This window comes from Peribacillus sp. NPDC096622, from assembly GCF_044762665.1.
GTDB classification, from domain to species: domain Bacteria; phylum Bacillota; class Bacilli; order Bacillales; family DSM-1321; genus Peribacillus; species Peribacillus frigoritolerans_B.
Map to the genome: position 1 here is coordinate 236,444 of NZ_JBIWES010000006.1, position 15,612 is coordinate 252,055.

The window sequence follows — 15,612 nt, forward strand, 5'->3', positions numbered from 1 at the left end:
AGTTAGGAGAAATAGTATGACGACACTGAATGAATGGTTTGAAAAGGGGATTTCTGCTCAAGAATTTGTATCTTCGATGAAAGTTCATAAAGAAAACTTACAATCGATTCAGGATGGTTTTTCCATTTCTGCTGAAGACCAAGGTTTTTTTGATGCATTAAAGAAGAAGGAACTTCGAGCCATTGTCATTACTGAAGACTGGTGCGGAGATGCGATGATGAATATTCCTATACTGCTGAATATATCTGAAGCGGCAAATATTGAAACCCGCATGGTTTTACGAGATCAAAATCTTGAACTGATGGATCAATACCTAACGAATGGAACAGCGCGTTCGATTCCCATTTTTATATTCATTGATAAGAATGGTGAAGAAAAAGCTGTTTGGGGGCCTCGTGCACCAAAGGTACAAGAGTACGTAATGGAGTTAAGGTCAGACCTGCCTCCCAAGGATGATGAACGTTTCGAGGCAGAGCAAAAAGCATTCATTAAAAAGATAACTGCGGCTTTTGCTGAAGAAAAACACCTGTGGGACGAAGTATACGGCAGTATAAAGGAAGCATTGGGGAACTGCTGAAAGCGGATATATCACTTTTAGTCCTGTCCCATAACGGGTGGGATTTCTTCCATAATGAAGGGCTGTTTCAAAACGGGACTGCAACCTGATTGGTTTGTGAATATATAGATATGTTTCCTGACGGTTTTTTTCTAAGTATTCTTTTCTTGAGTCCGTGGTTTTGGAACAGCCTTTTCATTTTTTATGATTCTGGAATAATTGTAACGCCGATTGTTCGAATAGGAGAATCTTGTTTGGCACTTTGATTCGTTGCTTTGTAGTATTTTAACATTAAATCGTTCAATTCATTTTGGAAGTTAAGGAAGCTTTCATCATCAAGCTTTAGTTCTAAAAGGGAAAAGGTTGAACCATCTTCTGCGCAGTCTCTTTCTTCTAATTTAGTAAGATAGTTTTGATATTGGGTCATAAGGGATAATTGATAATAAGAAAAATAGTTCACCTTTTTTTCATTAGAGGATTTTTTCCATTCTTCCCCGCTAAGCCGTGCTTCTTCTTCATTTAAAACGTAATATTTTTCGGAAACGGATCTCACTTTTTTCTCTTTTACAATGCGTATGACCCCTGAATCCAAAAGAACCTGTATATGTCTATATAATGTTGCTTGGGGTACATCTTTAATGATTTTTAACATTTCTAATGGTGTTAAACCATTTTCCCTATTTCTCATTAAAGCTTGGGTAATCTTTATTCTTACCGGGTGCATTAAAATTTCAGCTTTATTAATCATCTAATTCTCCTCACATTGTTATAACTGGATAATTTTTGATCAAATTTAATGTTGGTCATGAATAATAAGTTTAATTCGTCATATATTGTAATGTTTGAATCATTTTCATTTAAATAAAAATGACACGGTTCGAAAAATAATATTACCGAAATATTTTTTCGAAGTAAATAATAAGCCTTTTTAAATAATTTAAATTTTTAAAAAAAGATGTATTCATGCAATGAAAATTAATAAATATCGCGATATTTTATTATTATTTATTATGATAATATTATCATTATAAATAACAATAAAAACTAAAACAATATTTTATTAAGAAAAAAAATAGGTGCAAAATTCCAAATTACATGTTATCATTATCGATAATGATAATAATATTTCGTTACCAAAGGAGTGGTATATATGGAATTGCATTATGGATGGAACGAATTGAAAGATATTGATTTCATGTCTATTCTGCCAATTATTTTACCGGTAATTGCAATTGGAATGATTTTAGTTCTTATAGCATTAATTGATTTATACAGAAATCGAAAGACGAGGAAAAATGTTTTATTGTGGACACTCATCATTATTTTTGCAAATACTATCGGTCCAATTCTGTACTTCGTTATCGGTAGAAAGGATAGTGAAAGAATATGAAATTAGAGATTAAAAATGTTACAAAAAAATTCAAAGAAAAAACAGCGGTCAATAATTTTTCAATGGAATTGCAATCAGGAGAATGTGTTGGATTGATTGGGCCCAATGGGGCTGGTAAATCGACACTGATAAAAGTGATTGCAGATATTATAGATCCAAGTATGGGAGAAGTATTGCTTGATGGTAAGAAAATTTCAAAAATGAAAAAGGAAATAGGCTACTTACCACAATACCCTAACTTCTTTCAATGGATGACCGCCAAAGAAACCCTTACTTTCATGGGGCAGCTTTCGGGTATCAAGAGGGAAGAATTATTAAGCGGCATCCCAGAGATATTGTCGAAAGTGGGGTTGAGCGGGGAAGAGAATTCAAAGGTGCGGACTTTTTCAGGCGGAATGAAACAAAGGCTTGGAATTGCACAGGCGCTGTTACATAAACCGGCATTGATTGTCATGGATGAACCGGTTTCGGCATTAGATCCAATCGGCCGGAGAGAAGTGTTGAATATCATAAAAGAGATAAAGAAAGATACGACAATTTTATTATCGACGCATATATTAAGCGATGCAGAAGAAATATGTGAGAGGTTTGTCATTATAAAAAGCGGTAAAAAAATTGAGGACACAACAATGCCAGAATTATTAAACAGGAATAGCGGAAATAAAATCAATGTCGACATAACCTCTAAAAGTCAAAAATGGATTGAAACCGTTAAAAGCTTGAACTTTGTCAAAGGTGTAGAGGTAATGGGAAATAAATTGAAGATAGAAGTGGAAAATATTGAGTCAAACAAGAATATGTTACTGGCGAATGCCTTGGAGCATAATGTTGATCTTGTCAGGTTCGAAATAGATAACGATACATTGGAAGAGATATTCTTAAAATTGGTGGTGGAAAAATGAATAATTTTGCCGTTTTAGCTAAAAAGGAATTTGTTCAGATGGTACGTGAATTTAAAGTGATTTGGCTGCCGCTTGTATTTATATTTTTAGGAATAACTCAACCAGTTGTAAGCTATTATTTACCTTCAATATTAGAGGCACTGGGCGGGGGCCAAGGGATCACCATTGATCCAAGCATGGCTGCCCAAAAAGGCGGCGAAGTTCTTGCCAGTACCTTAGGGTCTCAATTTGATCAGCTAGGGGTCATGATCATCATCGTTTCCATGATGGGAGTCGTACAGTCCGATAAAGCAAATGGGATGCTTGCTTTCATACTTACAAGACCCGTCACGGTCGGATCATATATAAGCGGGAAAATCATTTCCAATTATCTGTTTGTTGCCTGCAGTGTAGCATTGGGATATTTGGTTTCATATCTGTATGTAGTTTTTTTGTTTACGAATGTTAACTTTGCGGATTTAATAGTGGCTTTGCTTTTCTATCTGCTGTGGATCCTATTTATCGTTTCATTCACGACGATGATCAGTACCATTTTTAATAGCCAGGGTATTATAGCATTAATTTCGATAGTATTTCTCCTCGGGTGTAGAATCATAGTTGGATTAAGTCCGGTAATAGACAATGTGAATCCGGCAAGCATGAGTAAACATGCCATGGAAGTACTGATTTTAGGCACAGTCAATTCACAGGCGATTTGGGGTGCATTAGCTGCACTTGCATTGACGGCAGTAACGATATTGGTAACGAACATATGGATTTCAAAAAAGAAATTCAATAATGAGTAAGTTTGGGGTGGAAATGTGTTAATCATGAAGTGATCGGAGGGTGATAACTTTGTTAAGCATCACAGATTTAGAGAAAAGCTACTCGGCCAGGAAAATTTTGAATGGGGTAAATCTAGAAATCAAAAAAGGGGAAATCTTAGGTTTTATAGGAGCAAATGGTGCAGGGAAAACCACGACGCTGAACATTATTACGGGCATTTTAGATTCTGAAAATGGAAAGGTTGAAATAAATGGCCTGACCAAAGAAGACGGCATAGAATATAAAAAACAATTTTTCTTCATTCCTGATACTATCAATGTATTTAACAATGTTTCGGGATTTGATTGGATTCGTTTCTTGATGAACCTATATGGAAATGATGACAAAGAGCGGTTGGGGAAATATATCAACCGGTTTGGGATGCAGGAGTCCATTAAAAAGCCAATGGGAAGTTATTCTTATGGAATGATGCATAAGGTATCCCTGATAGCGGCTTTTACCATTAATCCCCCGATCATCATTATGGATGAACCATTAAACGGATTAGATCCAAACGCCGTTTTAGTTTTTAAGGGGTTGATCAAACAATATGTTGAAATGGGCGGTACAGTGTTTTTCTCGACGCATCTGCTGGATGTGGCAGAGAAAATTTGTAATACAGTGGCTATTTTAAAAGAGGGAAAAATCATCCTGCATGATGAAATTCAAAATATAATAGGTGAAAGTTCATTGGAATCTACCTTTATGGAGGCTCAGGTATATGAAGGAAAAACTTCAGTTAACTAGATTTTTCGTTTCTTCCTTCTATAAAATGCCCAAGCAGACAATGTTGCAGGCTGTCCTGATAATCGCCGTTTTTTATATGTTTTTGCAGCTGACTGTCGTTAATGCCTTTGTTTATTTTCTTGGAGATACCCAGGTCTTCCTATTTTATAATTTGACGATTTCCAGCATTCTCGTCTTTGCATTGGTTTGTTATTTGTCCACATCACAAATATTTGCTTATTATGAATTTAAAGTATTGGCACCTCTGCCGCTCACCTATAAGGAAATATCAAGGGCTAAGGTGTTAAGTAGCTTATGGGTCCCCATCATCTTATCAATGATAACCCAAGTGCCAACATTAGGCTTCTTGATAGTCGATCTAAAGTTTATGGAAGCGATTAAATTATTCGCGTTTTTACCGATTGTCAATGGATTAACGGCCTTGTTCCTGCTTTTTATCCTATCGTGCATTAATAGGTATTATTATAGATTCAAAAGTAAAGTAGCATACTTAATGGTGAACATTGCTATCATTCTATTGCTTACGATTTTTTCCATCGTATATTTTGCAGGAAAATCATCAATTGCCATTTCAAAGGTCATCTCGGAAATAGATTTGAATTCTTTTGAAGGGCTAAAAAACTCGTTGGAATTGTTAATGAGACATATGTTTGAAACCGCAAATATGATTCCAGTGATTAAGTGGATACTGGATGCTTTTGTTTCAAATGAAATAACAGGTCAATTTTTTATTATTTATATTTCGATACTGGTAATTGGTTTCCTATTGTATTCAATTATTATAGAAAACATTTCTGTTAATTACTTTAAAAACGGGTTATTGGGAAACAACAAAACGAATATGAAAAACTCAAAGGTTAATATATCAAAAAATCAATGGAGTAACTATTTACAAAGAGAGATGTGGATCATTAAGTCTGAAGCATATTTTAAAATGCAAATCGCTTTAGGTCTCCTGTTGCCGCCAATCGTATCACTTGTCATATTATTGCTGATTCAGAATGAAGTGTTCCCGAGTTATTTGAATATAACGAAAGAGGGAGTCTTTGATAAATACTTTTCATATTCGGTCCTTTTCTTGTGTTGTATAAATAATATAAGCGGAACTCCATATTCAAGAGAAGGGAAATACCATTATTTACTGAAAAGTGCCCCTTTTGATGAAAGATATGTTTATTTTTCTAAAGTGATATTTTCATCAATAATCAGTATTATTGCCGTAGTGATCAGCTTTATAATATTTGCACTTTTTGGCTATTGGGAAATGGAAAATGCAGTCTTGTTATTGATTACTTCTTGTTTAGTGGTTTGCTATAATCTTCTAACACCATTATATGATATGAAAAATCCTAGTATAGAATGGGAGAACCCATCTGCTGCTATCAAATCAAACCCCAATGTATTAATAAGCCTGCTTTATGGATTGCCATTATTAATCATGGTAACAGCGATTCATTTTGCCTTGATTTGGTTCAGTGTCCAACCCCTGATGGGAGCTCTGATAATTTTAATGATCGCAATAGCGATCAATTCCATTTTGATTAATAGATTGAAAATAAATTTATGAAAGTCTTTATATTAGAAAAACATTTCCGTTTGATAAAGGAAGTACAGAAAATCGGCACTAAATAAATTTAAAAAAGGAGTGTCTTATTATGGGGAAGCACCATGATAAAGATTTTAAAATTTATGCTGCTCGATTAGTATTGGAAGAAGGCAGAAAACCTAAGGAGTTGGCCGAAGAACTTAATATCTCCATACCTACATTAAGAAATTGGGTCAATATCTATAAAGAAACAAATGAAGATGGCCCGGCGGACTCCAGTAATGGTTTTTCAGGGCTCAGTCTGAAAGAGGAAAAGGATAAAATAATTAAAGATTTACAGGAAGAGAATGAGATTTTAAAAAAAGCAATGCACATTTTTACGAAACAACCAAAATGATTGAACAGTATTAAAGCCATATTTTATTTTTCACAAATTATAGTGAAAAATAAAATATGGCTTTTTTATTTGAAAATTTAAGGTTAATTTTTCCATCTAAATTTACGCGGTAAGTCCTATGAAAATACTACTAAAGAAGAAAAAATGAAAATTGGTAAAGTTATTATGTAATGTAGATAATTTACAAATTTTTAATGGACTCGGCAAAATTGTTGTGATAAAGTGTTATCGATAATGATAATAGGTAATATTTGACCTAGAAAATGAAATAATTGTTTAAAAAAAGAAATTTTAGAGGTAAAAAATGGAGAAAAATTGCGAGATTTCTAGAAAAAAGAAGGGAGGCAAATTATAATTGATTGAATATTTTATGAATAAGAAAAAAATTTATAAATCTTATATCAAGTTTTATGAAGCGGATTCAGTCAATTTGAACTATATTGATGATGTTTTTAACGAAAAAGAATGGAGTTATCTAAATTTGCAAAATGGTCCCAAAAGAACCATCGAAGCAAAGAAAAGTTTGTACTGTGGAAAAAAAGCAATTATGGAATTTTTAGGTATAGGTTTGGATGAAATAAAGAATGTATCACTGTTGAAAGGAGTCTTTGGACAGCCGGTTATTGTTGCAAACTTGTTCTTATTAATGAACATGGGTATATCCATCACACATACGGATAAAACAATCGGAATATTGATTTTTGATCAGCTGCATCCAATGGGAATCGATATTGAGACTAAAACGAAATCTGATTCTGAATTTTTGGAGATCTATTTAACGGAATCCGAGAAAAAAATGATTAAGGAAAGTGATGGTGTTTTAAGTAAAGAAATTTTCTTTAGTGCAAAAGAAAGTCTATCAAAGATACTAAAAACAGGATTGACCTCTCCACTTGAAATCTATGAGATTTCCAAGGTTGAATTGGATCATGATAACATCTCACTTTTTTATAAAAATTTTTCCCAATACAAATCGACGGTTGTACTCGTGAATGATGAAATAAGAAGTGTTACCTTTCCAATAAATTCTACAAAAATAATTGAGGGGGAATACCAATGGAATTAAAAATGGAAGCAAATGCTGAATTAAGAAACAATAACAAATTAGTGCAATATCTTTTTAAAAAAGAGGATAGAGTTCATAAGTTAATAATTTCGTTATTGATACTCAGTTTAATAGCAGGTATCGAAACGACTCTTTTGTTATATTCTGCAGATCAAAAAGGGATGAACGTATTAAATGGCATGTCCATTTCAGAGATCGGAGCCATGAGTTTTGCCATTAACACAATTGTAATGGGGGCTCTAGGATTATTGGTTACATTCATCATTCAAATATTAATTGTGTGCCTATTATTTTTAGTTTTAAAAGAAAGGCCGGTAAATATAAAAGGGATCTGCCAAGCTGTCATAAATGCAGGGATATGCATCGTGATTGGATCTGGTGTTAATGCAATCATCGCATTATTGGTTAAGAGCAAGGAAACGACATTTACTAGTTTATCCTTACTGGTGCATGATAAACATTCCATCCTTCACACATTCATGGCTGAGTTTGAGTTGTTTTACATTGTCAGTTTAATTCTATTCAGCTATAGTCTGGAAAAATTGGCGCTCATTAAGAGAAGAAATGCATTAATCATAACGATTGTAATAGCTTTGATTTCTTTTGTTTTCCATATATTGACAGTTGCATCAGGCACATATTTAAAATAATGGGGGAAAATGATGAATATGAATTCTTTAGCGAATTTATTTGAAGAAAGTGTTAGGGAATATGGAGACAATATTGCAGTAAGAAATAAGGATAGGCAATTTACATATAAAGAAACGAATATCTTGGCAAATAAAATGGCAATGTACATAAAGGACAAAGGGATAAATAAAGGAGACAATGTCGGAATCTATATTGAAAAATCCGAGCATGTTTTATTTTTGATCATAGCACTACTTAAATCGGGTGTTACTTATGTACCTATCGACCCTAAAAGTCCTGATAAAAGAGTAAAGCATATAATAAAGAATTCAGAATTGAAGTTATTAATTGGGGATAAAAGCAATATTAGCGACATTGATTGTAATTATGTATCCATTGATGAAGTGATAGAGAATTCAAAAGAAATGACAGGTGAGAATCTACATACTTTAATTGACCCAGAAGATCCAGCCTATATCATTTTCACATCGGGCTCTACAGGAAAGCCTAAAGGAGTTTGCGTTTCACATGAAAATGTCATGAACTTGTTTTATGGCTGCGCCGATTTGTTCGAGTTTAATAATAAAGATAAATGGACATTTTTCCATTCCTACGCATTTGATTTCTCCGTATGGGAGATGTGGGGGGCTTGGATATATGGCGGAGAAGTTGTAGTGGTTTCATTTGAAGAAAGCAGAAATCCAATATCCTTTGTTGAATTATTGATAAGTACAGAAACAACCGTTTTTAATTGTACGCCAAGCGCTTTCTTCGAGGTGAGCGGTGAGCTCATAAATCGTCAAAATGAATTAAGTTTAAAATACATTATTTTTGGAGGGGAAGCATTAAACTTCAAGAAATTGACGCAATGGTTTTCTCCCGAAAATGGCAGACTGCCAAAGCTAATAAATATGTATGGAATAACTGAAACGACCGTTCATGTAACATACAAAGAAATCGCCAATAGTGATGTTGAAAAAGGAATTACCAATATCGGAAAAGTCTTGCCTCATCTTGGGTTCAAAGTGATGAATCAAAATGGAGAAGAAGTAACTGGAGATGAAGAGGGCGAGTTATACGTTTCAGGAAAAGGTGTATCGCTTGGCTACTATAAAAACCCCATGATGAATAAGATGAAATTTACGGATATTGATAATGTCCGCTACTATAAGTCAGGGGATGTAGTGAAACTGTTGGATGATGGTGATCTGCAATATATCTCCAGGAATGATGAGCAAGTGCAGCTAAGAGGTTTCAGGATTGAATTAGGGGAAATTGAGAGCGCGTATAATGATTTGCAAAACATCAAGAATGCAGTTGTTACGATGGATAAAGCGTTTAATGATGATATGCATTTATTCTTATACTATGTTGCTGATGAAGAATTAGCTGCTGGTTATTTGAGGGAAAGTGTAAAAAGCTCTTTGCCAACGTATATGATACCAAGCTATTTTATCAAGGTGGACAACATCCCCCTAACTGTAAATGGAAAACTGGATAAATCATTATTACCAAAATTCATAATAAAAGACTGTGAAGCTCCATCGAATATCAAGAGTCCAGCAGATAAAACAATAAGTGAAAAAGTAAGGGAATTGGTGGTTAGCATCATAGGCAATGGGGTTATAAATAATAATCATTCGCTACTTGAAAGTGGAATGAACTCATTATCGATAATGAGATTGATTGTCAATATTAAAAATCAATTTCAGATTGAAATTGCGCCTTCCGTTTTATTGGAAAACGATACGATTATGAAATTATCCCAGGTCATAGAAGCTCGTCAAAAAGAAGAGGTAAAGCAAGAGTATACACCTATCAATATGAATGCCAGAAATACATACCCTTTAACATATGAACAAGAAAATTTGTGGTTCATTCATCAAACCAATGTAGACAAATCATTATATAACATCGTTTTTTCGTATGAAATAGCAGGTGCAGTGAATGAAGGAAATCTGGAACTATCTTTAGATAAGCTAAGCAATAAACATCAAATCTTAAAAAGTGTCATTAGAGAAGAAGCTGGAATGGGCATCTTGGCTTTCGATGAGTCGATTCATCATTATATTAATTATTTCGATGTTTCGGATATTCCTTCAGACATGCAGGAAGAAAAAATGAATCACTTTGTGAAGGAAGAAACGGAACGGCAATTTGATTTAGGAAATGGTCCCCTCCTATCAATTACGTTAGTGAAGACGAATGAACGTGAATATCAATTATTATGTAACATCCACCATATCATTTTTGATGGTTGGTCGATTCCATTAATGATCAATGATTGGTTTGCCATTTATGAGCAAATCGAGAATGGACAACGAAATGATGAAGATAACCAATCAATCCAATATGGAGATTATGCTTTATGGCAAAAAAACTCACCAAATTATGTAACCAGTAAGGATAATGAGTTCTGGAGTAATGAACTAACTGCACTACGGCAAAAGTCCTTTTTACAATATGATCATCAAAAAGCGGGAGAAGGTAAAAGCACGTCCGATATTATCAGCTTTTTGTTACCGAAAGAAATTCAAGACAACCTGGAAAGTCTTCATAAAAAAACGAAATCGACTTTGTTCATGAGCTTACTTACCGCTTATCAAACCTTTTTATCGGTTTATTTTGATGAAGGGGAAGTTGTCGTTGGCAGCCCTTTGGCGAAGAGAAACCATGTGGAAACTGAACAATTGATAGGATATTTCGTCAACACCTTGCCCTTTAAATTAAATGTGTCTCAAGAAGATTCATTTGAAGAGATTTTGCGAAAAAACATAAAAAATATTGCAGGTGTTTTTGACCATCAAAATTTACCTACTAAGGAAATTTTGAAATATATATCGGCAGAAAGAACCATGGGAAATACGCCATTGTTCGATACAGTATTTGTCCTGCAAAATAACCAAAAAGAAAAGCTGGCATATAGAAATTTCAAGTTAAAACCGAAAAAAATCAATACCTTTAAAGCTAAATTTGATTTGGTTGTTCAGGCAGAAGAAATGGATGAGGATGATTTAGTCATCTCGTTTGAATTCAACAAATCATTATTCAATAAAACGACGATTCAAAGAATGGCCAGTAATTTTCAGCATTGGCTGCAAGAGGTTACAACCCAGGAAAACAAGCGGATAAAGGACATTACCTACTTAGAGCCTGAACAGTTGCAATCAATAATCGAAATGGGGACAGGCAATGTAAATCAAGAAGTGGAAGATCATCGCTTTGAAGATGTAATAACCAGGTTTGAGAAAAAAGTAAGGACAAATTTCACTGATGTTGCCATTGTTCATGGTGATGAGCAGGTGACGTATAGCGAATTAAATGCCCGGGCAAATCAGGTGGCGCAACGCTTATTCCTAAACCATGTAGGTGTAGAGGATAGAATTGGGATTTTTATGGATCGATCGATCAATATGGTTACGGCCATTTTAGCCATTATGAAAGTTGGGGCGGCATATGTACCTTTGGACCCGTCACAACCAGTGTCACGGCTGAAACATATGATTGAGGATTCTCAAATCACATATTGTTTAAGTAATGAAGCAGGACTTCCAAAGTATCCTGGTGATGAAGGAAAACTATTATGTATCGAAGACATACTAAAAGAACGGGAAATGGAGTGCTCAGAATTCGATTCAAGAAAGATATCGGAAAGTGATCTGGCCTATATCATCTACACTTCAGGAACAACGGGAAAACCTAAAGGGGTCATGATTGAGCATGGAGGGTTGGCTAACCTCTGTAATTGGCATATCAATTATTATTCAGTCGATGGAAATGATGCAGCAGTACTGGTTTCGAATACATCTTTTGACGCTTCCGTTTGGGAGATATTCCCTTACCTGACGAATGGGAATAAACTCCTGATACTGGATTACTATGATTTATTGGATGTAGAAATCCTTTCGGAGAAGATGGAAAAGGAGAAAGTCACACTCGCGTTTTTTTCAACGGGACTGCTCGAGCAATTATTTATAAACGATATGAAATTCCCAGAATCAATCAGAGCTATTTTGACAGGGGGAGATCGTTTAAAAACGATACCCGATCGTTTGAGTTTTGATTTATATAATAATTATGGTCCAACGGAGGGCACTGTCGTTTCGACAGCATATAAGGTACTTCCAAGTGATGATACAGTGATTCCGATCGGAAGGCCAATATTAAATGCAGAAGCATACGTGTTCAATTCCAGGATGAAGCCTACTCCTATAGGTCAAATAGGCGAGCTGTATATCGGCGGGAAAGGCATTGCAAGGGGATATATAAATAATCCGGAGAAAAACGATGAAAGCTTTATTCCTAATCCGTTCAGTCCCTCAAGGAAACTATATAAAACTGGAGATTTAGTTAAGTATGCCGAGGATGGAAATCTACTATTTGCAGGTAGAGCTGATGACCAAGTGAAAATCCGGGGATATCGTATCGAACTGGGAGAGGTCAGTGCAGTTCTGAATAAATGCACGGGTATAAAGGATTGCTTCATAGCGATAAAAGAAGAATCTAAATCGAAGAAATTCATCATTGCCTATTATATCGCCGACAATGACCTAGAAGAAAATTATATCCGGGATTATATGAAGAATCACCTTCCCCACTATATGATTCCTTCATATTTCATTAAACTGGAGTCCTTTCCGCTAACCGTTAACGGCAAAGTGGATGCGAAGAGCCTGCCGGATACAAAAACGAATTCGGAAGGAGCCAACAGTAAAAGTGTCATTAATGGAACGGAACAAAAATTGTTAAAGATATGGAAAGAGGTGCTGAATAATCAGGAAATAACCATCTTTGATAACTTTTTCCAATGTGGAGGAGACTCCATCCTAAGCATTCAAATTTGTTCACTTGCCAAGAAAGAAAATCTTCACATCACTTCAAAAAACATCTTTGAAAAACAAAGTATCGAAGAGCTGGCAAAGGTTGTGGAATTGACGGGCGATTTAACGATAACTCAGTCTGATGTTTTTGGAAAGGCACCATTTACACCTATTCAAAGTTGGTTTTTCACTCAACAAATAAATAATTATAATCATTGGAATCAATCTGTAACGTTAAAGGGCTATCCGCAATTGAATGAGAAGCGGCTGCAAAGAATCATGGCCCATATCGTCAGACATCATGATGGGCTCAGATCAAGATTCAATAGAGAAGAATCATTTTCGCAGGTGGAAGAGCATATCGACCCGTCTGAAAATTGGACTTTGAATTACGTAAATCTATCAAACGTGAATAAGGACAAACAGGAACGGGAAATAGCTAGACTCGGGATCGATGCACAGCAGGGCATCAACATATCAAACGGACCGCTAATGAAAATAGTATGCATCAATACAGATCAAAACGAGCATGAAATCATTTGGATCATTCATCATTTACTTGTTGATGGGGTTTCCTGGAGAATCTTGATCGAAGATTTTGACCAGCTATACATGCAAGATATAAACAATCAGGAACTAAAACTGGATAGTAAAACGACATCATATAAGGAATGGGCGAATAGCCTAAACCAATATAAAAATAGCATTCCTTTAGGCATTAAAGAGTACTGGCTGAATGAACATGACACAGCATACGAAAACGCACTAGTCAAAACAGGGAATGTTTACGATGGAAAATCATTTGAAATGAAGCTGAATAAAGAGATTACAAACAAAATCTATAATGAAATGAGAAAAGCGTATAAAGCATCTATCGATGAAATATACTTATCCATTTTCGCAGCGCTGATCGGGAAATATTTTAATAAAAAAGATATTCATTTTACTTTGGAGGGACATGGTCGCGAAGAGTTATTTGCAGGTGTCGATCTGTCCAGGACAGTAGGATGGTTTACGACCATGTGCCCGGTTTATATAGAAAATAAAGAATCCATTTCGAACACGATTCAAGGTACAAAGAAAAAGTTAAGGACACTGCCTAATAAAGGGATTGAGTATGGAATCATAACCGAATTATGCGGCGGGACACATATGAAACGAAATAGGCCGATCATCAGTTTTAATAATTTAGGTAGATTTCACCAAAACAATGAATGGGCTGCAAAAGAGGTCATCTTTTTTAGTGAACAAGATATTCAACATAATTCCTATACCGAACATGAAGTCGATATCGAATTGCTTGTAGTGAATGAGGAGCAAACCATAAAAATAAACTATAACAGACATTTCGTAAGAGAAGATTTTGAGCAATATATTCAACACAATATGCCGGAATTGTTACGGACATTGGAAGAAGAAACATTGGGAAAACAGATGTACCGTCCGGAAGACTTTCCATTGGTGGATATGCCCGAAGAGGAACTTAACCAACTATTGCACAAAGAAACAAGAATTGTTGATATTTATGAATTGACGGCTTTGCAAAAAGGGATGTTGTACCATAGCTTGTTTGATAGTGAAAGCAGCCAGTATAAAGTGCAACTCATTTTTGATATTAAAGGTTTTCTGGACGTCGAAAAATTAAAGAATGCCATTGTGACAACTGCAGGGAAACATGACATTTTAAAAACCAAATTATATTCAAGCAGAAAAGGGGTATTCTACCAACTGTTAATGAGTTCCATGGATACCGAGATTGAATATGAAGAACTAATTGATCATCAAGAGAACTTGGAAAAGTTGTTAGCAGATCAATATAAGATCATAGATATCGAGAACAATAAGTTGAATCGCTTCATGATCGTTAAGCTTGCGGAAAATGAATACCAATTAATATGGACATTCCATCATATTATTATGGATGGTTGGAGCTATTCGATGGTGATAAATGACATTTTTGCTTCTTATTATTCAATAGCAACATCACCATCCGTGAGTGCTTCATTTAAAAAGTATGTTGAATATATGAAAGATTATACGAGTAATAAGGAGCTGCGGGACTATTGGGCAGGGAAATTGGAAGGTGCTCGAAATTCCGGATCTAGTTTAATGGGAGTGTTGGAAGGCGAGGGGTACATTGAGAATAGCTACTTGAAAGTATTGGATGAGGAATTAAGTGATTCCATTCAACGATTCTGTCAGGAGCACAAGATTACCATGAATACTTTCTTTCTAACCATTTGGTTAGCCACTTTGAAAGAAGTAAAAGGAACGGAAAATGTATGCTGCGGCGTAGTGACATCCGGCAGGAATATTCCTGTCCAAAATATTGAGTCCATGGTTGGTCCATTTATCAATACTGTGCCGTTTATCAAGCATATCAGCCACGAAAAGACCTATATGGAAATACTGGATGAAGTTCAAAATGAATTTTTGGAATTAAGTGCCTATGAGAATACACCGTTATCAGAGATTTATGAGTGGGCTAATTTGGAAAACCAATTATTTGAATCATTATATGCTTTTGAAAACTATCCCGTGAAACTAGCTAATAATGATGAAATTAACGTGAGTTTGAAAGAAGGGCGGGAAACGACCCATTATCCAATCGTCATCATCATCACCCCTGGTTCAAGTGTTCAAATTAAATTTAATGAGGCAGCGGTCAATCCAAAGTTAAGGTCATCAGTACTTTCTATATTTAATCAAATCTTAAGTGAAATGTTGGAAAAATTGAAAGTGAAATGAGGGGAA

General features: G+C 35.0%; 11 protein-coding genes. 10 read left to right on the top strand and 1 reads right to left on the bottom strand.

Annotation, left to right across the window (positions count from 1 at the left end; translation table 11 throughout):
• Positions 1-16: 16 nt before the first annotated feature.
• Positions 17-577, top strand: a complete 561-nt coding sequence (locus ACIQYG_RS13800) for a thioredoxin family protein (RefSeq protein WP_402838843.1) — start codon at positions 17-19, stop codon at positions 575-577.
• 181 nt (positions 578-758) lie between these two features.
• Here the strand turns inward: ACIQYG_RS13800 and ACIQYG_RS13805 are convergent, their stop codons facing one another.
• Positions 759-1,304 (bottom strand): helix-turn-helix domain-containing protein, encoded by a 546-nt coding sequence (locus ACIQYG_RS13805; protein WP_034305549.1) that lies wholly within the window; start codon positions 1,302-1,304, stop codon positions 759-761.
• Between the two features lie 402 nt (positions 1,305-1,706).
• On the opposite strand from ACIQYG_RS13805, the gene ACIQYG_RS13810 reads away from it, so the two are divergent.
• From ACIQYG_RS13810 to ACIQYG_RS13850, 9 genes are all read left to right on the top strand, one after another.
• Positions 1,707-1,946, top strand: coding sequence for a PLD nuclease N-terminal domain-containing protein (locus ACIQYG_RS13810; RefSeq protein WP_034305547.1), 240 nt, complete (start codon positions 1,707-1,709; stop codon positions 1,944-1,946).
• Positions 1,943-2,848 (top strand): ABC transporter ATP-binding protein, encoded by a 906-nt coding sequence (locus ACIQYG_RS13815; RefSeq protein WP_402838845.1) that lies wholly within the window; start codon positions 1,943-1,945, stop codon positions 2,846-2,848. Before ACIQYG_RS13810 ends, ACIQYG_RS13815 begins: the two co-directional genes overlap by 4 nt.
• On the top strand, positions 2,845-3,633 hold the full coding sequence (locus ACIQYG_RS13820) for an ABC transporter permease (protein WP_402838847.1): 789 nt from the start codon (positions 2,845-2,847) through the stop codon (positions 3,631-3,633). Before ACIQYG_RS13815 ends, ACIQYG_RS13820 begins: the two co-directional genes overlap by 4 nt.
• A gap of 49 nt (positions 3,634-3,682) precedes the next feature.
• Entirely contained in the window at positions 3,683-4,399 is a 717-nt protein-coding gene (locus ACIQYG_RS13825) for an ABC transporter ATP-binding protein (protein ID WP_402838849.1), read from the top strand.
• Positions 4,374-5,966, top strand: coding sequence for a hypothetical protein (locus ACIQYG_RS13830; protein WP_402838851.1), 1,593 nt, complete (start codon positions 4,374-4,376; stop codon positions 5,964-5,966). The genes ACIQYG_RS13825 and ACIQYG_RS13830 overlap by 26 nt, the downstream gene beginning before the upstream one ends.
• An 88-nt stretch (positions 5,967-6,054) precedes the next feature.
• Positions 6,055-6,342: a transposase gene (locus ACIQYG_RS13835; protein WP_402838852.1), complete on the top strand. Its 288-nt coding sequence runs from the start codon at positions 6,055-6,057 to the stop codon at positions 6,340-6,342.
• Between the two features lie 355 nt (positions 6,343-6,697).
• On the top strand, positions 6,698-7,408 hold the full coding sequence (locus tag ACIQYG_RS13840) for a 4'-phosphopantetheinyl transferase family protein (protein WP_402838854.1): 711 nt from the start codon (positions 6,698-6,700) through the stop codon (positions 7,406-7,408).
• Positions 7,399-8,058, top strand: coding sequence for a hypothetical protein (locus tag ACIQYG_RS13845; RefSeq protein ID WP_402838855.1), 660 nt, complete (start codon positions 7,399-7,401; stop codon positions 8,056-8,058). The genes ACIQYG_RS13840 and ACIQYG_RS13845 overlap by 10 nt, the downstream gene beginning before the upstream one ends.
• A gap of 9 nt (positions 8,059-8,067) precedes the next feature.
• Positions 8,068-15,606 carry an amino acid adenylation domain-containing protein gene (locus ACIQYG_RS13850; protein WP_402838857.1) on the top strand — a complete coding sequence of 2,513 codons (7,539 nt, stop codon included), beginning with the start codon at positions 8,068-8,070 and terminating at the stop codon, positions 15,604-15,606.
• Positions 15,607-15,612: the final 6 nt, after the last annotated feature.

Bases quoted from the DNA above. Each gene is read 5' to 3' on its own strand.
- ACIQYG_RS13800 (WP_402838843.1), top strand. From the start codon at position 17: ATGACGACACTGAATGAATGGTTTGAAAAGGGGATTTCTGCTCAAGAA.
- ACIQYG_RS13805 (WP_034305549.1), bottom strand. From the start codon at position 1,304: ATGATTAATAAAGCTGAAATTTTAATGCACCCGGTAAGAATAAAGATT.
- ACIQYG_RS13810 (WP_034305547.1), top strand. From the start codon at position 1,707: ATGGAATTGCATTATGGATGGAACGAATTGAAAGATATTGATTTCATG.
- ACIQYG_RS13815 (WP_402838845.1), top strand. From the start codon at position 1,943: ATGAAATTAGAGATTAAAAATGTTACAAAAAAATTCAAAGAAAAAACA.
- ACIQYG_RS13820 (WP_402838847.1), top strand. From the start codon at position 2,845: ATGAATAATTTTGCCGTTTTAGCTAAAAAGGAATTTGTTCAGATGGTA.
- ACIQYG_RS13830 (WP_402838851.1), top strand. From the start codon at position 4,374: ATGAAGGAAAAACTTCAGTTAACTAGATTTTTCGTTTCTTCCTTCTAT.
- ACIQYG_RS13835 (WP_402838852.1), top strand. From the start codon at position 6,055: ATGGGGAAGCACCATGATAAAGATTTTAAAATTTATGCTGCTCGATTA.
- ACIQYG_RS13845 (WP_402838855.1), top strand. From the start codon at position 7,399: ATGGAATTAAAAATGGAAGCAAATGCTGAATTAAGAAACAATAACAAA.
- ACIQYG_RS13850 (WP_402838857.1), top strand. From the start codon at position 8,068: ATGATGAATATGAATTCTTTAGCGAATTTATTTGAAGAAAGTGTTAGG.